The organism is Saliphagus sp. GCM10025334, from assembly GCF_042663485.1.
GTDB lineage: Archaea > Halobacteriota > Halobacteria > Halobacteriales > Natrialbaceae > Natronosalvus.
The window spans coordinates 1-22,842 of record NZ_JBHTAF010000006.1 but is presented as its reverse complement, the minus strand read 5'-3'; the positions used below and the strand labels follow the sequence as shown (position 1 = coordinate 22,842).

The following is a 22,842-nucleotide window of genomic DNA, read 5'->3' as shown; positions in this document are numbered from 1 at the left end:
TCAGACGCTTCAGAGGACCAGTTCAGTCAGTGTGTCTTGATGCGACCGGATGGTCGGAGTCGTGACGTTCGCAGACTCCGCGACCTCCGTCTGTGTCAGCCACCGGCCTTCGTCGCGTCCGGCTTTGTAGAGACAGGCCGCTGCAAATCCTGATGGCTGGACGCCCGTTGTGGCACCTGTCGATTCAGCTTCTTCGGCCAACCGTCGAGCTCGCTGTCGAATGGATTCAGAGACGTCGAGTTCCGACGCAAGTCGGGGAACGAATTTGCTCGGACGAACGGGCTGGGCCGGGAGTCCGAGTTCTCTGTTCACCGTCTTGTAGGCATTCTTGACTCTCGACTGTTTGACTCGTGCCGCATCAGCGATGTCCTCGAGTGTTCGTAAGAGACCGTTACAGCGGCAGATTCCGTAAACGCTCGCTGCCGCCATCGCCTCGATTGATCGGCCTCGAAGCAGGTCTTCAGTTTGAGCGCTCCGGAATAGGTGACACGCCTGGTTGCGAACCGACTCTGTGAACTCGAGAGTGCTCGCGATTCGTCGGACTTCACCCAGGCCCTGTGCGAGATTTCGCTCGGCTTTCGACTGGAACCGCCCACGAGACTGCTCACGCCGCATTCGGGCTAGCCGCTGGCGCTTTTTCCCGGAGAGCTCGTTCCCGTTCGCATCAATCCTGCGACCGATTTCCGTCGACAGTCCGCGGTCATGACGTGCCGCAGTCAGCGGAGCACCCGTCCGCTTTCGCTGGTCCTGATCGTGAGTTCTCCATTCAGGACCGTGGTCAATTCGTTGTTCGTCAATAACGAGTCCACAGTCTTCACAGATAGTTTCGACCGAGTTGGTAGTGACCCGGCCATCGCACTCCGGACATAGGTTCGTGCTGGAGTTTGTCTGGACGTCCTCGTCGAAGCCCGTTTCGTAGATGTCTCTGGTTGCCATTGTTCTCATCGTGTTACGGGGAACCCACCAGTACGGTGAGCCCCTCACCCATTGAGGGGACGAAAGACTCTGTGCAGGACTGCCGCATCTACTGAGGGATTTGGCGGGATTGAATTACGGTGTCGTAGTCCTCGAAAACGTAATGAAGGGCACCATGAGCGCCGAGGCCGTTTCTCCTATGCATGCCCATACGGGCATCAACTTTTCAGATATGTTGCTCAACCGGCTCCAAGGCGTAGGACTCCTCCAGCTTGTCCCGGCCGGTCAGGTTTGAATCCGCCATCGCCACAATCAGTTGGTAGCTTTCCAGAATTTCAGGAAGCTCCAACAAGAAGTCCGTAACGTCTGCTGCGTTCTCATCGTCCGGACCATTCCCGTACGGCGAGTCAATCAGCAGCAGTTTGAGCGGAACCGTCTCGCGCTCCTCCTCTAACTCTGCCAAAACCGTAGTGTGGAAAAGCAGCATATGCAGAAGGAGCTCTGCATCAGTCTGTCCCAACAGTCCTGGCGATTTCTGTGTGTTGTCTGTCCGGTGGATCGTGTAGCTGTACGAATCGCCTCTGTCGAAGCGGACACCGGTGGCATTGGCAAAGGTGCCGCGTGTGAAGACGTCCAAGAGGGATTCCATCCGTTCTTCCAGCCTGTTCTTCAACCGTCGACGGGCTTTCTTCCGCTCCTCGGATATAATGCTTTGATAGGACTCCAACGCATCCATCCGCTGCTCTTTCCTCTGTCTTTCCTCGTCAATTTGGCTCCACTCCCATACCTGCCGGGCAACACCATGCAACGTGCCCTTCTTTGCGTCAATACTGAGCTCAAGAGAAGTGTTCTTGTCCCGCAAATTTTCGATTTCCTGCTCTATCTTCTCCTTCTCACGCTTGTACTCTGCAAAGCCAGACTGCTCCTCCCGCAATTTTAGGGTTTCAAGCTGGTCTCTCTTCTCCTCCAGTTCCTCTTCCAAGAACTCGATCTCACCCTCCAGTGTCCTCTGCCGGCTCTCCAATTCTTCCAGCTCTTCCTGCCTTTTCTCCCGCTCCATTACCTCGCCTTCCTCGTCAACCTCAGACACCGTTTCGTAACGGTCGTCCGGAACATCCTTTCCACAGAGTGGACAGTCGCCGTGGTCGTTGAAACGTTGCTGCTGCTCCGGATCAACATCCCGGGTGCAGACCGGACACCGGTTCGGCAGCGAGATCAGCTGCTGAATTTCCTGTAAAGCAGGGGCAATCTCGTCGGTTGCGGTCTCATCCTTCAACTTAGAGATCTCCTGCTTCACACTCCGGAACTCGTCCTCCTTCTCTTGGAGACGAGACTGAGTATCCGATATCTCATCCTTCAAATCGATTTTCTCGGAGAGAGCTGAGTCTGCCTCGCTCTTATCGAGAAGCCGGTCAAGTTCCTCCCGTCTTTCTACCTTCTCGGAAAGCTGGTCCTCTACCTGTTCCTGCTCCTGCCGCAGTTCCTGGATTTCGTCATTGATCCGTTTAGCCCGCTGCTTGTACTCCAGCAACCGGGTCTTCGCTTCCTGTTCCTCGTCCTCCAACTTGCACTCCTCAAGTTCACTGCGTATCGCCCTATCCACCTTGGTGAGCTTGATACCGAACAGCAGATCAATCAGATCCGTGGCCTCGTCCCAACCATAGAAGCTGCGGAGATCGCCGGAGATAATGCTGAACAAGGAGAATATGTTGAACCGGTCGAAACCCTGCTCATACAGTGGTGTGATTCCGATTAGGTCGTCGACTTCTGACTGGGTGCGCTGTTCCGCCTCGCTGTGTTCACTGTCCTCCGGATTTTCGATGACGTTGGGCTTATTGTGGCCTTCATAGCTCTGATTCCGCTCCATCTCCCGGTGGACTAGGTAGTTGCGGCGGCCCTTCCGCCAGTACCCGTCGGTTTTCAGCTTCTTGTAGTTCCGGTTGATCGGTCTCGTGATCAATGGATCGTCATTGTCTCTGCCGAAAAGGTTGAACCGGGTGGCCTCAATGAAGCTGCTCTTCCCTTTCGAGTTTCGTCCGTGAATGATGGTGGCCCGGTCAGAAATGGAAACGTCCAACTCATCGATGACTTTGAACCCTTCAATATCCATCCGTGTCAAGGAGACCAGCTCATCGTCAAACTCGAGGTCCCGGTACTTGGCGTCCAATAGGCCGATGAACTCGTCTACGTACTCGTCGTCGATTCCCTCATCTTCCCGTATCGACTGTCGGACTTCTTCCTTAATTCTGGGTTCAGACATGGCCTATCTCTCCTCCAGCAGAAATCGTGATCCAGGGTTCAGAATCATACTTCACTCGTCTTCCTCTTAGCAGCAGGTCCCGGTCCTCTGCTTCCTTGACCGGGTCCAAGTCCATGATGTATTCGTGGAGTTCTTCCACGGTCATGTGACCGAACTGGAGGACGACGTGGTCAATTGCATCCTCCCAGTCCGACAAGACCTCTGTCTCCAATAATTCAAGCTGGGAAGCGAAACGGTCCATCACCACTTCACCCGACCGTCCCAGTGTGATCCGGTACCGGCAGTTCTCCTCGTTTATCTCCGGTGTCTCCACCTTCGCCATCACCTCCTCATCAATTAGATTGGAGGCGTAGAGCCGGCGTTTATCCTCTTCCAATGTCTTGGCGAAAGGTCCGGAGCTCCGCATCCGGTATGTGTAGCGGAATCCGGTTTTCTCCAACTTGCCGTGATCGTATGGCGCAGTGTCACGGTCCATCCGGTTCTGGTCTGCGAGCTCTTGGTTCACTAGGTAGACCAGTTTCTGGAACTTGTACCGGCTGTCAATCCCTTGAGAAAGGGTTTCCGGGTTTTCCGAGCAAGAGTGAACCAGTTTAAGCAGCATCGTTAGATCCAGAATCTCGTTAACCGAGTACCGAATCTCATTCCAGCTCTGGTAGACCTCGTCGAAAGGAATCTCTCCGGAACTGAAGTCCTGGACGACGTCTTCCCCGATGCCAACCTCCTCCAGGTAGCTGAGTACCTCCTCGTGAGTGAAGACATCCTGCTTCAGGTGCTCTAAATACTCCTCATCGTACTGGCTGAACGCAGCTTCCTGCCGAGATGAAATCCTCTGAGCGGTATCAACGAACTCCTGCCGCTCCGAACGCGAAAGATTCAACCACTGCGACACTCTGAGCAAGGCTTTTTCGTGGCGAGCCATGCTAATTCTCCACCCTGTGGTAGGCACCTTCGCACCATTTGAAAACCCAGGAACGAGCAGGTAGGCCGCTGCACTCCGGGCAGATCGTCCTGAAGTAGTCCCTGGCCTCATCCATGATTTCTTCCTTCGATGAAGCTCTTTCAATAGGACGCTGAATCATATCGAGTTTTTGTCCCGGGTTCGAGTGCTCTGAATCGTCTACAATGGCTACTATGCGGGAGGCTTTAGGAATTGTTGTTCCATTGAGATAGTCCTCCATCTTAGTTCCAATAACCAGGTCACAGTGAACCAGGATCAAGCTGTTAGGGATGATTTCCTTGTCTCTCTCGATACTGGCTTTGGGCAACCGTTGAGTGTCGGCCGAGAGGTCATTATCGATGTGTCGACCTTCGCCGTTTACGTGCTCACAATCTATGACCTCTTCCATGATGTCGCCTACCGGTTCGCCAAAGCAGGTATCTGAGTCTACCAAAAACAGAACCATCTCCGTATGAGGCCAGACAAACTCGACATCCACAGGTTCATCCATAATTGGCTATCCTCTTAACTCGTTTAACTACTGACTGGAACTCCTGTCTCCGATCTTTTAATTCTTGCTGCTCTGGGGATTCCGAACTCCCGGCGATCAGATGCTTCGATGGCTCTGGTCGACCACGGAAATCATCCAAACAAGCCTCAACATCCTGAGCCAACCTTGCCCCGTCCCGGGTCTCCGCCTTCTTCAACACGTCCGCAGTCTCTTGCATCGAGTTTTCCAGTGCTTTGTATCTCCCGGTCAAGTCGATAGGTGGTAGCTCGGTTTTCTCCAGGAACTCCTTGGCCTCTATTAGATCCTCAGAGGCCTTCTCAAGCTGGTAGTAGTCATCTGGAGCGTCGATCTCGTAACGGTCGAAGTAGAACAGAATCGAGAATCCGAAGATAACACCGATGCAAAGACCGACCCAGATCTCCTGGTTGGTCGGGGGTAGCGGCGTCTGGTAAACCCAGGTATGGAGCAAAAACCCGATCCCAGTCGCCAATTCACCGAGGAACAGATAGCCTGCTGCGATAAGACCAGGGACAAAATCCGTGTGTAGAATGGAGGAGAACGAGTCCTTGGCAGCACTCCGTGATATGAGATACGCGCCGAGACCGGTTACGACGGCGGCAACAGTGAGTACCTCCGTAAACCGTGGCACGACACTGGTATCCAGTAATCCCTCCGAGGTGAAGCTGAAAAGGCCGAGAAGAAACACACCTTCTAAGATAACAGCGTAGAAGATACGTCGAGGCGGACCGCCAAATGTGAAGCAGTCCAGAAAAAGAGAAAACCGGTTATCAGACATTTTTCAGCAGTAGATGATGTACCCGCCTGTCATTAACCCGTTGGAAAGAATAGCTATGACTGATTCCTCCGTCAGTTTGTTTAAATATCAGGTTCTTGTATATGCTGGAAAGAGGGTTCTCTGTAGCCGTGTTCGGTCAAATTCAGTCTGAGTTGACTCACTACTACGCGAAAATTCGTGGCGGAGTAACTAACACAAGCGAATACACCGCGGGAGGAATCACACGGACAGTATACTGGTTCCGCAACGACAGCAAGCGAATGGGGGACTACACTCCCCTTGGAACCCTGTTGATGAACGAACAAGCAAAAGACGATTTCTCAAAAGATGTCGTTGACTACGTCTTCCTCCACGAGGTCGGACACGACCAAGTGGGTTCAATAGGAAGAACCCTGTTTTGGGCGATCTACCTGAGCTCGGGACTACTCCTCATCGCAGGTATGATAGCATCACCGAGCATCCTGCTGGAAGCAGTCGAATCTGCACCGTCCATTGTGATGATTCCTGTCTACACAGCAGTCGCACTCGGGGTCTCTCTGGGAGCCATCATCCCCTTCACTTTGGTTTGCTGGATCGACGAAACCCTAGCTGAGCTATTCGCTATCTCTAAAATCGAAATCTCACAATACAGGTCTGTTCTGGAGGAAGTCAAAGAAGAATCCGAAGTCGGACTCCTCCGCAAGATCCGTATCCGAATCCAGTATCCGCCGGAAGCACTTATCTTCTGGATCGCACGGAAGCGAGGACTCGGCGGCACATAGAGTGGAGATGTGACTCAAGCAGTTGCCCCGAGAGAAGGCGTCCGCATCATGATAACGCTGAATGCGAACAGCGCCACGATGATAACCGCCATCGTGGGTGCGGAAGTCGTCAGAACTGTACCTGCGATAATCGACGCGAGGGCGTTTGTTCCTGTCATGGTCAGAATCTTGGTTACCGGGTCGGGTCCTCGGGTACTGCCATGTGTGGCATACGCCTCTGAGGAGTCGAACCTCAGCCCTGCCACGCGACCCTGCTGACCATTTCGTGACTTCCGATACTTCTGACTAATTGACTGTACCCCATAATACCTTCGAGCACCGTTCCTGACTTGTACCGTCTTCGGCAAGCTCGCATTTAGAAAATAAGGAGTCGGGCTGTGGTAACAGACGAACTCGCCATGTTATACCTATATCAGGCGGTCAATCCGTGGACTTTCTTATGCCTCAACCCATCGTCACTGCAATCGGGCTTGGCTTTGACATCCTTGGAGCCGGTCTAATTGCCATACCTGACGCACGAACACTGTTCTCTAAACTCTCTCCTGGCGCATTAAGAGAGGCCCGCGAACGGATGATACTGATAGGAACGCAAGAAGGCGACACCGGATTTGAAGCACTACAGGGAATCCTATCCGACATCAACCCGGTAGCCGAGTTTGGCGCGAACAATGACGGCCAAGAATACGCCGAAATCCAGGTCAATTCCCTCAGCGGAAACCAGTCGGTGGAAACATACGAACATGAAGAGTTCAGCTGGGGGAAACGGTACGTCGAAGCCCGATATCAAGAGGACGGGGGCTGGGAAGAAACTGACTTCTACGACGTCGAGGAGGTCTTCGATGCAATCTCCGCAAGAGAACGGCCCCAAACCGCTCAGCTTCGTCTCTATGGACTTCTGATTCTCCTCTGCGGTTTCTCTTTCCAGCTACTGGCAACCCTTGAGGCTGATTCTATCTACCCCCTATCAGTAGCCATCTTCACCCTTGGAACAGGAATCGGAGTCTACGTGTACCGAGATCGCCTTGAATAGCACTCCTGGGATTTTCTATCGTCGGCTAAAACCACGATTTCCGGCCCCACCGAGACTAGAGAAGAAACTGTAGACTGCCCACAGGATAACTACGACGGCAACCCAGGTCTCGATGCTTGACGCTAACTGAATAAGACTGTAGCTGGCAGACAACGAGGCACCGAGAGCGTTGTAGGCACCTGCGAAAGGACCACTCGCTCCCATCGGCTTTAGGATTAGATAGATCTGCGCCACCATGTAGAACAGGGCGCCAATACACAGTGCTATGAACGGACCGAAAACCAGGGTTTCGATCGCGTCACCTACGTCCTGGTTCATTATCGTGATATTCTCTGTCTGTGACCAAAAGCCCTCTGCCGCCCCCGGGAACCAGTTGCTACCAGTAGTCTGGGATAGGCTCTTCCAGCCTCAAGTCGTTGATGAGCGATATTTTGTGGTCGTACAGCCAGCGTGCCTCAGTTGCCTTCTTACAGGAGAAGATGATCCGCTTGTCTTCTGGTGGTATCGTATTTTGATGTGGACGCTGGTGTGACTTCTGAATACCCTGCCTCTGCGCCTGTTGGATACGCTTCGTGCTCCACCTGTGGCCCCGAATGTAGTCCTCGTCGGGGAAATGTCGACACATGACCTCAATCATCTGCTGTAGCTTTTTGCCCGCACCGACTGGACCGAAGATCTCTTGGAAGGCGCCTATTCCTTGGAGCAGGTTGTATTTCCAGACTTCCCGGCGGTCCTTCACCCCAACCGTGTCGATCTCTGTCTCCGGGTACTGGGGGTCCACTTTGAACATACTCGGGTCCAACAATACCAACAGCTTGTCCGGGGTAATCGGGCAGAAAATCTGCTTACCATCAAATTGGAAACCTTCCCCCTCGTCTTCCGGGAACTCGTTCTGATAAACAAAGACTGGTACGTCGGAGGTGAAGAACGGTAGCTGGGTCTGATTCTCAACAACCTTCCAACCTAGGTGCTGGAATCCGGTATAACGCTCGTTCCCATCCATATGCATGACGCCTTCCCAGTAGTCCTCCACCTCGTAGTTCACCGCCCTGAATAGTTCCTCCAACATTCTGTGGTGCATTTTCGACGCCGGGGATCGATCCCGCTGGAATGAGACGAATTGGGAGAGGTTGGCGATATCTTCCTTCGACAAACTTTGGTTGTCATCCACTTTCCGGAACGTGTTGATGATCGCCTTCTCAGCCTTACTCGTCACTCCACCTTCCAGCAGCTCGTCAGCGTAGCCTTCCGTGGAAGCTGCGTTCTCGATCGAGTACCGTTCTATCGGGTCGAAGTAGCCGCCCCCGCCGTGTTTCTCCACCAATGAATACCTGGAAACCACACCCTCATTCTCTGGGGCAAATAACCGCAGATAGGACTGCTGCACGTAGTGTTCATTCACCATTGCTGTTCTAAGTAGAGAAAAGATGCCATCTATACGGCAAAAAGACTTCGAGCGAGAGACTAGCATACTCGGCTCGTGCTCGCCACCGCTAATGTACACTTGCGATTCTTGAGGTTGTGGCTGCGCGCGCAGCGAAGCGAGCACGGAGCGGAGGGTGGGGAGGAGGGGCTTGGGTCGGTCCGGCACGTAGCAAAAAAGAAGGGTGCGACGACTGCCTATTCCCACCACCGACCGCGTTCTGGGAAGTGCAGGGTCGACCAGCCAGTGTCGGCTACCGAGACGCGCCCGTTATACCAGTTCTTCGCCGCCCCGTGAATCCGCACGCGCTCGCCCTCTTCGATCCACGGAGCATCCGATGCCTTCCAGCTCGTCAGTTTTGTACGACCGCTCTCGTCCTCGATGAGCCCCACTTGAGCGATGCTCGGACTGGAAGGTTCCCACAACTGCGTCACAGTACCTTCGATGCTCACCTCTTTGCGATTGACGTCCTCGAGCATCCCGATGGGAACTACCTGTCCCGGCGCCGTCTGCAACTCCTTGAACACCCCGACGACTGCACTCGTCAGGTCTTTCCCACTGACTACGGCTTCACCCAGCCGCCGACTGATCGCTGCTCGCGACCAGCCATCCAGCTTCTCCGCCAGCCGCATCGATTCCTTGTTCACCGCCGCCAACTGCTCCTGCCTGAGTTCTGCACGAGGATCGTTTCTCTCCGGGTCTGCCCACGGGTCCACGCTTGCCGCCCGCTTCTGGAACTCTGCACGCCGCTCAGCGCTCCGTTTCGCTGCGATATCTCGCGTCCGCTTTTCCCGACCTTCTTGCGTCCCCATCTCTGCCTTGGCACTGATGCGCTCCAGTTCAGCCTCCCGCGCCCGAATGCGCTCTTCCTGTTCGAGGGTCGCACCGTAGATCCGCTCTTCACTGGTGTCGACCATCCCGTCCGGGTGATTTGCATCGACCTTTGCCTGCACCTCCATCTGCACCGTCGCCTGGAACTCCGGGGTCTCATCGACGACCTCGAAGCCCTCTTCATCGACCGCCGCTTCGTCCGCCTTTTTGAAAGCCTGTTCATCGACCGAAACTACTTGACTGGTAACGTTCTTACTTGACATTGGAGTTCACTAGCTCCTGAAGGCGCTCACGCGCCCGACACCGCGATGCTGCAACATCGCGGTTCTCCGACGACAACGCCCGACAGAACCATCTACGCGCTCTCGCTCGCGCCTTCGTGAGCGCCCCCTGGGGCGCGAGCGAGAGCGCCAAAGGAAGGTCACCCAACCAGCACCGCGCGCCGACCCGCCCGGAGCGAGCGGCCAGCTTTAAGCCGTTTCTCGCGTCCGGCCCGGACTGCGGGTCCGTGTCCAGGGCGACGGTCGTGAGCACGGCGAGTCGCAGTGTGGCTCGCCGCGCGGAACGGCCCAAAGCGCTGGAACGCGAAAGCCCGCGAGGGGCGCAACCGAAAACGCGCTTAATGCTGGCGTCGAGACCAGATTCATTTTAGCCCGGCAGCCCGCCCGCTACTGCAGGCAGGCAGCCCGGAATGGTCGGTCGCGAGCGACGCGGAGGGCGGCAGCGGCGAGCGGGGCGGGCCGGTACGTACACTGGTCAATCGGCTTCATCGCTCGGCGAACCAACCACCGCCCTGGTGGACTCAGAAAGGGCGAGGCCGTCTCGGTCGTCCCCCGACCCCGTAAGTACCACAGGCACGAGGCGCGCAGCGTGGGTCGCGGGATGCCGAGCGGCCGAGGGCTTTCGAAATGATGACGACTATCGCTTGTGGGCTGATATCGAATCATAGGCCCAGAGCGTCCAGTGTACGCACTCACCGGGGATCGGGCTACTCGAGTAGATCGTCGATGAGGTGGAGGATATAACGCTCATCCCCTGGAATAGGACATTGCTCGCCGAATTCTGGGCCAGTACAAATGAGTACTGGGACACAGTCGATGGCGGTCCAATTCGACCCTACTGAGACACAATCAGCATCCCATATCATAACCACGCTACACAGTACGGTCGGCAATCGAGAACAGCTTCGTAAGTACATGCTGCAGTTCGTCGCGGATACAGAAGATGGAGTTACAAAAGAAGGTAATGAGTGATCCTCCAGTTTGGAACCTATGATAATCTCGTTGCGAACCTCACACCGCTTCGTCTCGGATTGATTCAGGCTATCGCAGAACAGAATTTGACGAGTATGCGCGAGGCTGCCCGACTCGTTGCTTGAAGTCAAAATCTGAAAAACTCCGAGATCGGACGATCGATAGGAGCAGGGGGCCTGCAATCACCCGGTACTACCGAGAGAACTATCTAAAGAAAGTGAGAGTCTATCAAGACATTCATGAATTAATTGGCGTAAATACGCTGTTATGTCGGGTCACTGGTTCCGTGCTCTCCGAAATTGAGGACAAATTCTTTCACAGTGTTCATGGTCTACCCCCTGGAAAGGTCCATGTCAAACGATAACAGAGACGATGACGCTAAGGAAGATGGAGGAGTCAACAATTGGAACAATAATCCAATTCACGGCTCTAATATGGGGGCTACCGACGACATTGCAAACCAGGCACTATTAGAATTGGCCTACGTAGAGACGGAACTCAGGAGAGTAATCGCGACGCTCCAAGCCATTAATCAAATTTCTACAATTGAGGATCACAAACCGACGGTCGATCATCTATCTTCGGCAGAACAACACTTGCACGAGGCGAGGCGTGTGGCTCACAAACGTCGAGAAAACTCGATAGGGGGCATCAATCACCTTGATACCGGCGAAGACGATGCCGTTACAACTACAGATGAGAATACTGAGACCAAGGACAGCGCCGCTACCGAATTGTTTGACGAACCAGTCACAGTGGAAGCCGATGTCGAGGGCACCAATCTTGATGAAATATCAATCACTAATTTAGAGGATTTGATGATGATAGCTCGTGAAATCGTAGAGTCAACACCAAATATAAATAGAGTCAATGAATTGAAATACTACGTGTACTCAACGGGTGCACAAGTCTATCATACTAACCCAGAATGTCATGCCATTCACGGCTCCGTCGTTCCTTCTCGCCATCCAATTAAGATCGCTCATGAAAGTGATCGGATTACACGGCGTAGTTCAAATGTAGTCCTTGACGATGAGTGTCAATTCTGTCGGCGCCACCGCCGTGAGCGGGATTGAAGCTAAATCAATGCGCAAGAGAAGCCGTAGATTCGTGTGGTTCACCCTACGTACCCTCTCCTCCTTTGGCTAGTTATTGAGATGTGAATTCTGATTTAACCGATACAGAGTTGCATAGGGTATCATGGAGGTGATTTGAGGACGTCATCGGTCGAGTACTTCGACGTCGGGATTCGCCTCGGCAGGCCCAGCGACCGCTTTCGCCCGCTCGAGTTCGCGGCGTTCTCGCTGGGCCTGTCGTTCGAGGGCAGCTGCCCGCCAACGGCGTTCGATTACTCGTTCGTCGTCAACGTCGTCGTCTTCGATCGTGAAGCGTTTGCCACGGTGGTCGATTTGCTCGAGCATCAGTACGCGTCCTCCCGAACTGCGTCTCGAGCGTCTGCCCGCAGATGCTCGTACCGGACTTCACAGCTGTCCGAACAGAACCAGCCGGCGTATCCGGCCTGATCACGGGTGCGTCTCGTACAGGTTGGTACTCGACACTCGGTACACCTGGTCATCTGGCGATCCCTCGCTTGAGGAACCGGGTCGTCGCAGCGTCTGGCGATGCTGGTGCTACGTTGCTTGCTCGCATGGATGTCAGCGGGCGACTTCAGTCGAGCCCCCGCACCCTTTCCGGGGGCGATAAACTGTCTCGAGCGAACGACCAGGTCACCTCACAGTCATCGATTGAACGTCCCATCCGGAGCTGGGGAGATCCCAGTCCGAATCTCGAGGTCGACACGGCGGAGATGCTTACAGCCATCGACGGGCTGGCGCTGTTCACGGTCCGGACAAGTACACGTCTCCGACTCGACGTCGACTGTATAGGTGTTCCCGCTCTCGCTGACGACCTCGTAGGTTGCGCCCACGCTGGCGAAACGAACGTCCATCTCCTCGCTCAATGCGCGACGGGTTCGCGGTTCGTCGATCGAGTAGCCACCTGCCTCGAGTGGAGTCGGTGGCTGTGGGTCCGCACAGGGGCGAGTGAATTCGTCTCGACGGTTGCGTTCTTGCCCGCATTTTCTGCACCGCCAGTAGCGTGTGCGGTATTCGGACCCCTCTGTGAGGTCGATCTCATATGGAGAAGGTTCGGCGCCGGGAAGCCACTCGTCAATAGCGACGAGTTCGTGTCCATTGATACGGGCAACGTCACCTGGGTAGCTGCGATCTCGATCACTCGTCTGGGATTGGTCGTCTCGATGCGATTCGCTCTGGAGTGGCTGATCTGTACTCATTAGTGATCTCGAGGCACACTGAGTTGCGCCTCACCCTTCAGGCGCAAAAAACGAGTTCCGGACCGGTGATCGATAGGGAGAACAAGGGCTGACTGGAACGGAAGTCACTCATTCGAAAGCGCTCTTCGAGTCCGTCAGTTGCCCGTGAAGCCGGTTCTATTCACTCAAGGAGATATCCTTAAGCGACTCGATACGAAAAAGACAGATACAAAGACGAGATGAACGACAGTACCGATCCACGATCGCCACTTTCGGAGTGGATTCTTGATGTGTACGACGTCCTTTGTACGCACAGTCTCAATTCGGACGATCAGGAAGACGTACAGTCGATCCCTCGAGAACAAGCACTTGAGGTCCTTCTGAGAACCGATGAACTGGCCCTTGAACCTGAAGACGCGAACTATGCGCTCAGCCGGCTACTCGAACGAGGCTACTTCTACGAGGTTGACGATGAACTCCGTGTGACAGAGCCGGAAAACTAACTTCTGGTTGCGGTCTGGGATTTACTGCTCACTACACTTACTAACATAGCGATGGACTGATACGGCTGGTAAGTCCAAAGGTCGCACAATGGAAAACATCCCCCAACCGCCGAATGATCCGTACTCTGTCGGAGATAACGTCCAAATTTATCTCAGTCCTGACGATCCTGATGATCGGTATCATGGTACCAGATGTGAAGTCGTTGGAGTTGTAGTTGACAGTCTTGGTGAGGAAACTGGTCGAACTACAGATGCATACTCATATACGCTTTGTAACGTAGCAACAAACGAAGAACTCCCTCTCTCGTTTCGTCATCACGATTTAGTCCCAGTTGAGGGCGATCAGTAGTTTCCTGGACCTATCCTCCACTCATTCAGTATTGAGGCGACTCTGCTAATCAGTAGCGTCAGTCATCAGCTTTGGGAAGTGGTTCGCAGTTGTCAGATGGGTTTTACCCAGAACGTGTTCTTCAACAGGAGCGGCATGACTTCGGTTTGTTGCCGGTGACATGGGTGGTGAGAGATGATCGACCTCGACATGGCCGCAACTGAGTTCCAGACGGCGATACCTCCGTGCAGGAGTTGAGTAGGTTGAGGATGTTCCGTGCCGCATCATCGGTGCGAACAACAGATTCGTGGACCCGTCCCTGTGTTCTAGCTCTGCAGATAGATTAACATTAGACTCGAAGAATGCGCCGTCTCAATGGACTCGTCAATTGTTCGCCACTCCTGTCGCACTGTCGGTCAACACCCCAACTACTCGGTGGGAATCTCTAGTTTTCTTCCTGGATTCATACGTAGTCTGAAATACCAGATCACGCTGAACAGGTCTTCAATTGCCACTGGGCATTCCTCATCTGACTGCGTATCTCCAGCTCGTAAATCTTCACCTGCCTCCCTCTAACTCACCACCCGATTACGCCGTTCCCTGTATTATCCACAGCTGATAGTTCTCTAATTTCCTTCTGTGCTCTGCCCCTCCATAAATCCCTCCTCACAACACCCTGGATTCACACCTCGTACCCCACCCTTTCTTTGGACGATTTTCGAGGTGTGAATTCCGATTTAACGGATACAGAATTGCATAGGATAGCTAAGGGCTGGTTTGAGAGCGCTATTTGTTATATGAAAGCGAGTCTTAGACCTCGAGTTGATATATGCAACGCGTGACGGCCGTTACCAGCTAAATCCTGGCAAATAGAGGAAGTAGGCGAATAAAGTTACTTATCCTACATGAAAGTGGTTCCTCCGATAAATGAATAACGAGGGATCGGAACCGCTAAGACTGCCCAATTACTCACGGAGAAGCTCTCATTCGTATTTGCAAACCGCAGTGCTGAATGTTCTCGAAAGATCGGGAGATGAATACATACTCGAATTGCCAATAATGACCGTGTTTGCTCGTCTAGGTCCGCTACTGGGTCGGGTACTCTCCGTGGTCATCGATCTGTTCGTACATCTGGTCGGGGAAGGGAAGACTTCCATAGATCGAGTAGGGACACTGGTCACGCCCGATGCAGTACCGTTGCATATCATCATTCATACAGTTCATCGGGAGGGGGATTTCGCCGCCGATATCGTTGTCGAGTTCGTACCGAATCTGGTACTCGGTCACCTCGTCGTCGTACCAGGTCCACCGCGAGAACAAGTTTTTCACGTCGCTGATGAATTCCGCCATACTCGCGTCCCGGTACTGGGGGAGCCACCACGCCATCCGCACCAGATTGAACAGATCCTTCCGGACGGGTTTCTTCTCCTGGAGGCGCTCGTCCATCGCTGCCATACAGGGCAACTCGAATAGGTCTTCGAGCTTATCGATGTGGAGCAGTTGAGCACCGTCGCTGTAGTCGGTAAGCGTATACCGATTCAAGCGTGCGTTCTCGACGGTGACGCTCGCGTGATCGCGGTTCCGCGAGAGAACCGCACCGAGACTTCGCGCTGAGGAAATGGATTCACAGACCTGTCGCTCCCACGTTCGGTCCGGGTCGTACGCGTCAACCGCCTTGTAGAGGTCGCGTGCAGTTTGTGTCTCACCGAGTTCGACAACGTTGTCGTCTGCAGCGGTCACTGCGTTGATGATCGTCAAGAGGTCACGCTTTTGTCGGCTCCAGTTCTCCCACACGCGGTGGGTTTGTCCGGCTTGGAATAAGCGGTCGATGCGCTCACTGATTGCGGACTCGTTCGCAGTGAGCCAGCTTCGCTGTTCCGCTGTTAACGTCTCCTCTTGAACTGCGAGTAGACGTCCAAACGCGTCTTTGGCGTACTCGCGGTACTTCGCCATGAGATCCGAGACGGGAACATACAGATTGTTGTCCGCGACGTGGGCCTGAATCTCGCCTTGTTCCCCCTCGTCGCCATCCGTACGGGCCAGACACTTTCGTGAGGCGGCGACAAGCGGTATTTCGAGATAGTATCCTTCGCCGAACTTGGGGTTGGTTGTGATATCTGTACAGACTCGGCCCGGATGGACGCCGTCTTCGCCGGGTGCTTTCGCGTAGAGGGTTTCGGCGATCTCCTGGTGGAGCGACCAGTCCTCGTACTCGCGAACGAGCGATCCGATATTGTTGACGTAGAGTTCGCGAAGGTCACTGAGGAGCGCGAGATGACGGGGCGGCGTATCCTCAAGTTTCGGATGGTCCATGATGCAGACCGCCCCGAGCGTCGTAAGAACAGCCAGCACTCCCGGATCGTCTACGTAGGGACGCTCGGCTGCCTCCTCTCGCGTGCTCGGCGTGAACGCACCGGTGGTGAATCGCTCGATGTCGGCAAGCAGCTTCTCCGTCTGTTGCTCGCCATCGACCATCCACCGCTGATACCCACGCTCGAACAACTGCGTGAGCTGGGACTCGCCCTCGTCTCGTGGGAGGGCCGCGACTCGATAGGCCGTGTATTCGTCGTCCACTGGTGTCTCTCGGCTCATAGTTGAAGGAAATTAGGCGTCGCCTCGGTTCGGAAATCGAATCCCGGATCGTTGATAGGCTGGACGACACGCGAGATATCGGCATGTAGCGAGTACGGCAGCCGCATCACCCGGCGCCGGTCAGCCGTGACCACTGGATCGATAGGGATCCCGTACTCGTCGAGGAGCAGGTCGTTGATGACTTCGCGGCTTTGCTCGTCGTAGCGATGATCGTGGTCCGCATCGAGCAGGTAGACGTGACAGCCCTGTCCCGAGTAGACGACCATCGTCTCCTCAGCCGCGAAGTCGTCCTCGAAGATATCCTGGACTGCAAAGCCGTACTCGAGAGCTTGCTCGATATCCTCGAACGCGTATGGATAGCCCACAGGTGGACTGTCGAGGACACCCGCAGCTCGAAGCTGTTCAGTCTCGGCACCACCAGTCTCACCAGTGGTTTCATGGGAAGCGCGCTGTGATGCGATGTCTTTTGCGTCGATATCGACCGCGAGTACCCACGGCCGCTCCCAGTGATCGAGTGCGTAATAGACGGCATCGGGGCGTGGCTCCGGTTGCTCTACCAGGTCAGGATCAGCGAGTGCGTAGTCGCTGCCCTGCGCGGGGTCGTAGCGGGCGGGGTACTGGATGAATTTGACGAGGTTCGCTCGTGAATCGAACTGCTGGCTGGTTCGATCACCGGACCTGCTGGTTTGCCAGGTATCGCGGCGGATAAAGGTTCGATCGGGAGCGTTCTGCTTTTGGGTCGGGTATGCCTCGCGGAAGGCGATAGCGTACTGCTTCGGGCCACTGGCTGTCAGGAACGAGGGGAGTGAGTCGAGTTGGTCCGGAAACGTCTCTGTGTAGTAAGTGTGGAGTTCCTCGCGGGTCGCTTCTCGCCATTCTTCAGTCATGGTCCCTAGTCGACCTCCGTTTTTAGGCTCCGGAACGTGTGGAGGGAGTCCATTCCCGGCAGATCGGGATCGGTGATTGCGGCGCGAAGCGAGCTAATCGTCCGGGTTTGGGTTGACGTCAGCGAGATGTCGACTGCGTCGGTGTCTGTGAGCGTCTCGATGACCTCCAGAAGGAGTTCCTTATCTTCACACGCCCAGGCAGCAGCTGCGTCGACGCTCGCCAGCTTCTCGTAATCGGTGAGCAGAGCGCCAGTATTGTTACTCGGTGTTTCGACTTCCCCTACCCAGACAAGTTCATCCTCGGTGTCGAACCCTGCAACGTCAAACACGATATCTTCCGTGTGGTGATAGTAAATGGCCGTTCGAGCAACGTCCTCCTGTTGTGTGAGCCACGCCTCGAGGAAAGCGACGCCAGCCTTGTGGGGCGTTTTCTCACCGAGATCGCCGATACCTGGGCTGGTATCAAGCGACCGATCGAGGAACTGACGCCCGGCGGGGAGGACCGTATAGTACGTCTGCCAAAACGAGCGGTGTTCTTCGATGAACTCCTTCTCTTTGAGCGCCTCAACATCGAGATTGGAGAAGGGCTCTTCGAGCACAGTCATGCTCTCCAGCAGTGAATACTCCTCGAGTTGGCGGTTCATCGCATCCAGTACGAGCCCGAGAAAGGCGGCCTCATCGCGTGTGATGCCTTCTTCGCGGAGTGTCTCATCCGGGATGGTCGTCGTTGCATCCTTGAATCGGGTCGAGTGTGACGTATCTGAACTCTGGCTCTCCTCCGGTTCTGGTGGGTTCTCTGACTCACTGCTGAGAGCAGTAACAGACTCGTCCGGAGATTCATCGAGGGACGCGAAGTCCTGGATCGTCACTTCGATGCCGTACGATTCAGCGTGTTCAGTGATGGCCCCAAGTCGAGTGAAGAGTTCACTGGATGTCGAAGCGGTAGAACGAGCGCGTTTGGCGGCAACGAACACGTCGTCTTTGGACGCGAATTGGCAACATGCGCTGGCCTTCCGCTCCTCGGACGCGGTATACTCGGATCCACAGACATCACAGATGTAACCCTCTGTGTCCGCATCGTAGCTCACGTTCTCGAGCAGTGAATTGCCACCTATCGTTTCCGACGAATCCGTTGTCTCTTCGTCGTTGTCCGTGGCCTGGTGGTCCGAAGAGCCGTTTCGACTCTCCTGATGTTTTGACGCTTCTCTTTCCCCAGCCGAGGGCTGTGGGCTTCCCTTGGCTTCCTTTGACTCTTCTGTAGTAACACCGAACGTGGGTGCGCTCCCAATAGCTCGCTCGCTACCCGATGAAGTGTCGGATTCGTCCGCTGTGCTCGCTGTCTCACCGTCCACAAAAGTGTCTGTGGCGCCGCTCACGCTACTAGCGCCGAAGAACGGTGCATCCGGTGGATTAGTACCGTCGGTGGCTTCAGCGGACGCTTTGCTCCCGCTCGAGAGTGCTACATCCCCTGCGGCGTCCTCGCCAACTTCGTTGAGGGTCTCTCGAACCTCCTCGTGAGTAAACTGACTCGTCCGGCCCGGTAGACTGCACTCTTCCTGGGTTCGCCACATCACTCGAGGGATCTGCTGTTCCTCGAAGAGATGCCGGTCGTCACCCGACAGCGATGCATCGCTCTCTGGGTGCCCCTCTGGAATCGGCAGCGACGCGAGCGAGAACGGTACTGGGCCTGTCTGTCCAAATCGGGGACTCGGTAGTTGGGCGATCCACTCACCGGCTGGCAGACGACTCACGCGATTGCGGAACTCGGATGGACTGAGATTCTCGTGGGCCATCGATTCGGCGAGCTTCGCATCGGTCGCGATATTCCCGATGAGCTTCGTCTTGACGTTGTTCAAGATCTCCGTGTACGGCCGATCCGACGTACTGTACTGCGCCACCTGTTCGGGATACTGGAGAACCAGGCCGAGACTTACGCCGAACGCTCGCCCCTGTGGGATGAACTGCTCGTAGACCAGCGAGGACGTCGCGATCGCTGCGGCCTCCTCGATGATCATATTCACAATCGTATCGTCGCCACCTCCGCGCTGACGACCACCACCGTTCAACGATCGCCCGCCACCACGACGACCTTGCACGGCGTCCCAGAGATTGCTCAACAGGATCATCGTTAGGGCGTGCTGGGATTCAGCCCGGAACTCCCCCAGATCGAGCAGAATGACGGCATCCTCGTCGAGGAATTCACGAAAGTCGAATGCGTTCCCGACGTACGCCTCGGTGTCGGAGTCCCACCGAGGGACGTGAGTAAACATCTGATAGAGGTGCTCGTGCTCGACGAGTTTGTCGAGGCGATTCGCCGCCGCGCCCATGGTCTGCTGGAACTGGCGCTCGTCCACCTGGCACTTCTGGATCAGCGACTGTTCGATGTGTGCGTTCGCTTCACAGAGCTCGGGCACCGTCTTATCCCGGCTCATCCGGAAGACCGCCTGGATCAGGTCCTCGAGGCTGAACGCGTCCTGGCCGTACTCCTGGTCGAACAGCGCCTTGATGAGGAACGTGAGGATCTCGTTGGCGACGTACGCGTTCTCATGACGTTCCTCGCCAAGAATGAGTCGCATGATCTCGTGGAAGTGCTCGACCTTATCCTGGACGGCGTCCTCACGAGTTCGCCCCATCGCGAGCGCCGGTCGAATATCGAAAAACGAGACGGCCGGCAGCATCTCTGGCGCGTTGAAGTAGTAGACATCGTCCAGACGCCCGTATTTCGCGTAGTGGATGCGAAGATAGTTCTCGGCCATCCCGTCACCCTTTCCGTCGAGAAGAACAGTGGGGCCGTCGACGTACTCGTGAAGGGAGAGCATCTCGGCCTGTACGGCTGTCGACTTCCCGCTCCCTGTCGACGCTGCCCGAATGTAGCTCGTCGTCAGCAGGTCTGACGGAATACGAATCGGCTCGTCCAGGGTTTCACCCCGATTCCGGAGGGGCTTCCCAACTGCCATACCTGGACCGGTGAACTCCTCGAGGTGATCCGGATCTGGTAATGGAAGCGGTTGCCGCAGTCTTTCCTTGCCACGGGCACCACGTGATCCCTCAGTGGTCAGCGTCTGGCCGCTCGGAACCGCCACAAAATTTGCGAGTTCGTCCGCGTTCAATACGAGCTGGGGGCGGCGCTTCCCCATCCAGGACTGGTTGAACGATCGGTTCAGCAGTCGGCTCAACTCCTTTTGAGCGGGATCCCAAATGTTCGTCAGGCTCTTCGAGACACGGCTGCCGTCGAGGTGGTAGAAGTAGCCGTCGAGATGGTTGAACGCGTTCGCGAGCGTTTCAACGTTGTTTGCCGTCTGCGCTCTCGTTGCGTCCTCCGGGTCCTCAGGGAGGACGGTGACAGCCCGGAGGTTCACGAGGAACGTCTGGGAAGGCCCTTTCTGGTCGATGAGCGCCTGTCTGGATGCGACCTCCCCGCTGGCCGCACTCGACGTCTGTCGAGTACTCTCACCGACGTGAGGCGGGTCACGACCACGTCGACGATCGCGTATTCGCTCCTGATCGGCGCCGTACACCATATCGGCGAGACTCGTTCGAGCAGACTGGAGGGCACCATCGTGTTTGGTCTCGATCTGCTTTTTCCGGGCTTCAGCCGCTCGCTGCCAGCTGCTATATCGGGTAAACAAGACTTGCAACGCGGTGGGTGCCGTGGCTTCCGTGAGCCGTTCGACGGCCGCCGCAAGTGGTGCTCGTGCCGGGTTGCCCGACTGAGTGGCCTCCTCTTGGGCGTGGGAATACTGCTTGATCGGTGTCATCCAGTCGCGACTTCGCTCACCGACGCCGCTCCAGTGGGCAGCGAGCGGCGTCCAATCGGAGAGTGAGACGTCGCCCCCATCGCCGATAGCCGTCTCTCCTCCCTCAGCACTTTCGTCCGGGTCGTTCCCAGCACCGCGACCCCCGTAGTTGGCGAGTTCGGTTCGGAGATCGACGGCTTCCTCGTAGATATCGTAGCTCGCTGGATAGGCAGTCTGCAGCTCGGACTCGAGCGTGGGGAGCAGTTCCTCGTCTTCGACGCCGAGATAGAACCGGACCGGCGCGTCGTTCCCCTGCGTGAGCACCAGAAATTCGAACGCCGGTGGACTCTTCCGGGGGTCGTATTTGATTTTCCATCCCGTACGGAGTTTTCGCAAGCCTGCCAGCCGAGAGACGATATCAGATGGGTCGACACGTTCCCGCGACGGCTCAATGCGAATATAGCGACGTTGCTCAGTCATCGGCCTCTTGTGGTGCTGTTGATATACCGGCTTCCTCGAGCAACGAGTCCGGGATCTCGTAGTCGTCGACACGCCCTTCCTGGGCGAGATACTGGACGTCGCCGGCGTCGATGTACCGCTGACCGACGAGATACTCCCACGGGTCGAGGTCGTCGTCGAGGACGTGGATCTCGTAGTCGTTCACGTGGAGGGCGAGTGATTTCGTCCAGTCGTTGACAGCGAGCAAACACTCCGAGTAGCCGCCATCCTCGCCGGTCTGCGCAGTAGCGATGAAGTTCTGTTCGGAGGGCGTAAGGCCGTGGAAGTCGATCATCGCGTCGCTAACCGACTCGTGGTGGAAGATCTGCTTGATATCACAGAGGTTGTAGACGTTTCGCGCCTTCTCGACGGCTTCCTCGGACTTCTTGTCCGACTTCGCGATGAACTCATCGACCGTCTGTGAGATGAGCGTGATCGCCGTGTTGAAGTGACGACTGTGGCGGATGAACAGGTCGATCATGTCCGTCGTCGCGGCCCGCCGCAGTAGATAGTGAGCCTCGTCAATGGTGACCTGCGTTCGTCGGTCGCTGCTCTGGGCGCGTTGATAGATCCAGTCGAACATCACATGCATGAACAGCGGCGCCTGCCCGGTGTCGGCGAACATCGACATGTCGATGACGACCAGCCGATTGTCGAGTTCGACGTTCGTGCGACCGTTCAAATTGTCGTTCTCGCCGCCGTGCTGGAACGCCTCGAGTCCGAGGAGGAGCTGGTAGGCGTACTTCTCGTCGGCTTCTCTGAACCGCGTCTCGAACTGTTCGATCTCCGGCCGAACGCGCTCCTCGTCCGCATCCTCGTGAAGCTCGAGAAACTCCGACGGCTGGTCACCGTCTGTGAGTGCGTGCAGGATCTCGAGGACGTCCTGTATCGTCGGACTCGTATTCTCGTGGGTCGCCGGGTTGGGGGTAATTCCGTATTTGAGATAGGCAAGCCGAACAGCCCGGCGAAGAATCCCCTCCTGTTCCTTGCTCAGCGATTGATCGGCGACTGCCGAGAAGTGGGTACGGAATAGCTCCATCACCGAACGGAACTTCTTCTTGAACGGGTCGTCCGCGACGTCGTCGATGCCGCGCCGGATTTCGAGGGGATTGACCGTATTCTGGCCACCAAAACGGATGACCTGCCCGCCGAGGTCGTTCGCAAAGTCGACGAAGTCCCCCAGCGGATCGAGGACGAGCATTTCGATCTCGGGATCCATCATCAGGCGATGGTACATCTCGTGCTTCTCCGCGAACGTCTTCCCCGATCCCATCTTCCCCGCAATCGCTTTCGAATACGACGAGAGCC

At 55.7% G+C, this 22,842-nt stretch carries 18 protein-coding genes and 1 pseudogene; 6 read left to right on the top strand and 13 right to left on the bottom strand.

Annotated elements, in window-relative coordinates; translation table 11 throughout:
• Positions 1-9 precede the first annotated feature (9 nt).
• From ACFQO4_RS18235 to ACFQO4_RS18215, 5 genes are all read right to left on the bottom strand, one after another.
• Complete coding sequence (locus tag ACFQO4_RS18235; protein ID WP_500262281.1) at positions 10-936, bottom strand: transcription initiation factor IIB; 927 nt, start codon at positions 934-936, stop codon at positions 10-12.
• A 205-nt stretch (positions 937-1,141) separates the two neighbouring features.
• A complete protein-coding gene (locus ACFQO4_RS18230) occupies positions 1,142-3,175 on the bottom strand; it encodes an ATP-binding protein (RefSeq protein WP_500262280.1) in 2,034 nt (677 codons plus the stop codon).
• Positions 3,168-4,094, bottom strand: coding sequence for a hypothetical protein (locus tag ACFQO4_RS18225; protein ID WP_500262279.1), 927 nt, complete (start codon positions 4,092-4,094; stop codon positions 3,168-3,170). Before ACFQO4_RS18225 ends, ACFQO4_RS18230 begins: the two co-directional genes overlap by 8 nt.
• Before the next feature lies 1 nt (position 4,095).
• The gene (locus ACFQO4_RS18220; protein WP_500262278.1) at positions 4,096-4,623 is read right to left on the bottom strand and encodes a hypothetical protein; all 528 of its coding nucleotides are present in this window, start codon (positions 4,621-4,623) and stop codon (positions 4,096-4,098) included.
• Complete coding sequence (locus ACFQO4_RS18215) at positions 4,616-5,419, bottom strand: hypothetical protein (protein WP_500262277.1); 804 nt, start codon at positions 5,417-5,419, stop codon at positions 4,616-4,618. The genes ACFQO4_RS18220 and ACFQO4_RS18215 overlap by 8 nt, the downstream gene beginning before the upstream one ends.
• Positions 5,420-5,679: 260 nt before the next feature.
• Between ACFQO4_RS18215 and ACFQO4_RS18210 the strand changes: the two genes are divergently transcribed.
• Complete coding sequence (locus ACFQO4_RS18210) at positions 5,680-6,180, top strand: hypothetical protein (RefSeq protein WP_500262276.1); 501 nt, start codon at positions 5,680-5,682, stop codon at positions 6,178-6,180.
• A gap of 439 nt (positions 6,181-6,619) precedes the next feature.
• Complete coding sequence (locus ACFQO4_RS18205) at positions 6,620-7,210, top strand: hypothetical protein (protein ID WP_500262275.1); 591 nt, start codon at positions 6,620-6,622, stop codon at positions 7,208-7,210.
• A gap of 376 nt (positions 7,211-7,586) precedes the next feature.
• Here the strand turns inward: ACFQO4_RS18205 and ACFQO4_RS18200 are convergent, their stop codons facing one another.
• Together ACFQO4_RS18200 and ACFQO4_RS18195 are read right to left on the bottom strand one after the other, a co-directional pair.
• Positions 7,587-8,681 (bottom strand): DUF4238 domain-containing protein, encoded by a 1,095-nt coding sequence (locus tag ACFQO4_RS18200; RefSeq protein WP_500262274.1) that lies wholly within the window; start codon positions 8,679-8,681, stop codon positions 7,587-7,589.
• A gap of 149 nt (positions 8,682-8,830) precedes the next feature.
• Positions 8,831-9,727, bottom strand: coding sequence for a DNA-binding protein (locus ACFQO4_RS18195; RefSeq protein WP_500262273.1), 897 nt, complete (start codon positions 9,725-9,727; stop codon positions 8,831-8,833).
• A gap of 882 nt (positions 9,728-10,609) precedes the next feature.
• Here ACFQO4_RS18195 and ACFQO4_RS18190 point away from each other — a divergent pair.
• Positions 10,610-10,836 (top strand): annotated as a pseudogene (locus ACFQO4_RS18190) (HVO_A0114 family putative DNA-binding protein); the annotation flags it as partial.
• 231 nt (positions 10,837-11,067) lie between these two features.
• Positions 11,068-11,793, top strand: coding sequence for a hypothetical protein (locus ACFQO4_RS18185; RefSeq protein ID WP_500262272.1), 726 nt, complete (start codon positions 11,068-11,070; stop codon positions 11,791-11,793).
• 144 nt (positions 11,794-11,937) lie between these two features.
• Here the strand turns inward: ACFQO4_RS18185 and ACFQO4_RS18180 are convergent, their stop codons facing one another.
• Positions 11,938-12,138, bottom strand: coding sequence for a hypothetical protein (locus tag ACFQO4_RS18180; protein WP_500262271.1), 201 nt, complete (start codon positions 12,136-12,138; stop codon positions 11,938-11,940).
• 317 nt (positions 12,139-12,455) lie between these two features.
• Positions 12,456-13,010 carry a hypothetical protein gene (locus tag ACFQO4_RS18175; protein ID WP_500262270.1) on the bottom strand — a complete coding sequence of 185 codons (555 nt, stop codon included), beginning with the start codon at positions 13,008-13,010 and terminating at the stop codon, positions 12,456-12,458.
• Positions 13,011-13,228: 218 nt separating this feature from the next.
• Between ACFQO4_RS18175 and ACFQO4_RS18170 the strand changes: the two genes are divergently transcribed.
• A complete protein-coding gene (locus ACFQO4_RS18170; protein ID WP_500262269.1) occupies positions 13,229-13,492 on the top strand; it encodes a hypothetical protein in 264 nt (87 codons plus the stop codon).
• Positions 13,493-13,580: 88 nt separating this feature from the next.
• Positions 13,581-13,841, top strand: a complete 261-nt coding sequence (locus tag ACFQO4_RS18165; RefSeq protein WP_500262268.1) for a DUF8139 family protein — start codon at positions 13,581-13,583, stop codon at positions 13,839-13,841.
• Between the two features lie 1,065 nt (positions 13,842-14,906).
• Here ACFQO4_RS18165 and ACFQO4_RS18160 read toward each other — a convergent pair.
• The 4 genes from ACFQO4_RS18160 to ACFQO4_RS18145 all read right to left on the bottom strand — a co-directional run.
• Entirely contained in the window at positions 14,907-16,412 is a 1,506-nt protein-coding gene (locus tag ACFQO4_RS18160) for a primase-associated protein (protein WP_500262267.1), read from the bottom strand.
• Positions 16,409-17,299, bottom strand: coding sequence for a bifunctional DNA primase/polymerase (locus ACFQO4_RS18155; RefSeq protein WP_500262266.1), 891 nt, complete (start codon positions 17,297-17,299; stop codon positions 16,409-16,411). Before ACFQO4_RS18155 ends, ACFQO4_RS18160 begins: the two co-directional genes overlap by 4 nt.
• Positions 17,300-17,304: 5 nt before the next feature.
• Entirely contained in the window at positions 17,305-21,516 is a 4,212-nt protein-coding gene (locus ACFQO4_RS18150) for an ATP-binding protein (protein WP_500262265.1), read from the bottom strand.
• Positions 21,509-22,842 (bottom strand): VirB4 family type IV secretion system protein (locus ACFQO4_RS18145; protein WP_500262264.1); only part of this gene is annotated, 1,334 nt, incomplete at its 5' end. The genes ACFQO4_RS18150 and ACFQO4_RS18145, both read right to left, overlap by 8 nt.

Excerpts from the sequence above, each read along its gene's own strand:
- ACFQO4_RS18235 (WP_500262281.1), bottom strand. The coding sequence starts at position 936 with ATGGCAACCAGAGACATCTACGAAACGGGCTTCGACGAGGACGTCCAG.
- ACFQO4_RS18230 (WP_500262280.1), bottom strand. The coding sequence starts at position 3,175 with ATGTCTGAACCCAGAATTAAGGAAGAAGTCCGACAGTCGATACGGGAA.
- ACFQO4_RS18225 (WP_500262279.1), bottom strand. The coding sequence starts at position 4,094 with ATGGCTCGCCACGAAAAAGCCTTGCTCAGAGTGTCGCAGTGGTTGAAT.
- ACFQO4_RS18220 (WP_500262278.1), bottom strand. The coding sequence starts at position 4,623 with ATGGATGAACCTGTGGATGTCGAGTTTGTCTGGCCTCATACGGAGATG.
- ACFQO4_RS18215 (WP_500262277.1), bottom strand. The coding sequence starts at position 5,419 with ATGTCTGATAACCGGTTTTCTCTTTTTCTGGACTGCTTCACATTTGGC.
- ACFQO4_RS18210 (WP_500262276.1), top strand. The coding sequence starts at position 5,680 with ATGGGGGACTACACTCCCCTTGGAACCCTGTTGATGAACGAACAAGCA.
- ACFQO4_RS18205 (WP_500262275.1), top strand. The coding sequence starts at position 6,620 with ATGCCTCAACCCATCGTCACTGCAATCGGGCTTGGCTTTGACATCCTT.
- ACFQO4_RS18200 (WP_500262274.1), bottom strand. The coding sequence starts at position 8,681 with ATGCTAGTCTCTCGCTCGAAGTCTTTTTGCCGTATAGATGGCATCTTT.
- ACFQO4_RS18195 (WP_500262273.1), bottom strand. The coding sequence starts at position 9,727 with ATGTCAAGTAAGAACGTTACCAGTCAAGTAGTTTCGGTCGATGAACAG.
- ACFQO4_RS18185 (WP_500262272.1), top strand. The coding sequence starts at position 11,068 with ATGTCAAACGATAACAGAGACGATGACGCTAAGGAAGATGGAGGAGTC.
- ACFQO4_RS18180 (WP_500262271.1), bottom strand. The coding sequence starts at position 12,138 with ATGCTCGAGCAAATCGACCACCGTGGCAAACGCTTCACGATCGAAGAC.
- ACFQO4_RS18175 (WP_500262270.1), bottom strand. The coding sequence starts at position 13,010 with ATGAGTACAGATCAGCCACTCCAGAGCGAATCGCATCGAGACGACCAA.
- ACFQO4_RS18170 (WP_500262269.1), top strand. The coding sequence starts at position 13,229 with ATGAACGACAGTACCGATCCACGATCGCCACTTTCGGAGTGGATTCTT.
- ACFQO4_RS18165 (WP_500262268.1), top strand. The coding sequence starts at position 13,581 with ATGGAAAACATCCCCCAACCGCCGAATGATCCGTACTCTGTCGGAGAT.
- ACFQO4_RS18160 (WP_500262267.1), bottom strand. The coding sequence starts at position 16,412 with ATGAGCCGAGAGACACCAGTGGACGACGAATACACGGCCTATCGAGTC.
- ACFQO4_RS18155 (WP_500262266.1), bottom strand. The coding sequence starts at position 17,299 with ATGACTGAAGAATGGCGAGAAGCGACCCGCGAGGAACTCCACACTTAC.
- ACFQO4_RS18150 (WP_500262265.1), bottom strand. The coding sequence starts at position 21,516 with ATGACTGAGCAACGTCGCTATATTCGCATTGAGCCGTCGCGGGAACGT.